Genomic DNA, 523 nt, shown 5'->3' on the forward strand with positions numbered 1-523 from the left:
TTTTCGAGACGGGATGTCAGCTCCCTCACATTGGACAGATATTTCTCAAACACGCTTCTCGCTGCTTCAATTTCTGCAGCCGCAGCAAATTCCAGCATCAGCGGCAGATAATCAGGCAGCTCTTTCTCTGTCGGCAGGAAACCGGATTGCTCGTATGTGTTTTTTAAATGCAGCAATTCAACGCCGCGTTCCCTTTGCTCGCCCGAGTTAAAGTAGGTGACATACATATTTGTTTTTTTCCCAAAGTCGAATGTATAGACATAGTGTTCAATCAGCGCTTCCGGTGAAAAGCTGGCTGACGCTTCGAAAAAGTGCAGCAGCTTCTCCCGGATTTGCCGGTTGCTGATTTCATGGATAAGAGCCTTCCAATCGGGAATCTCGGCTCTCCACTCTTCATCCGGATAAGAGAGAAGAGTGGAAAGAGCGGAGAACGTCATTTGCCGGTCTGTGGTGTTCATCTTGTTACACCTCATTTATCAAAAGTTAGAAACAGGAGCCGGGGCCGCCTGAAAATGATAAGCCA

At 47.6% G+C, this 523-nt stretch carries 1 protein-coding gene; it reads right to left on the minus strand.

All coding sequences use genetic code 11. From position 1 onward, the window contains the following. On the minus strand, positions 1 to 458 hold a 458-nt coding region (gene narJ, locus ACWHAR_RS31815), incomplete at its 3' end, for a nitrate reductase molybdenum cofactor assembly chaperone (protein ID WP_452089019.1). Positions 459 to 523 lie beyond the last annotated feature (65 nt).

It is taken from the genome of Bacillus sp. LR--39 (assembly GCF_053613335.1).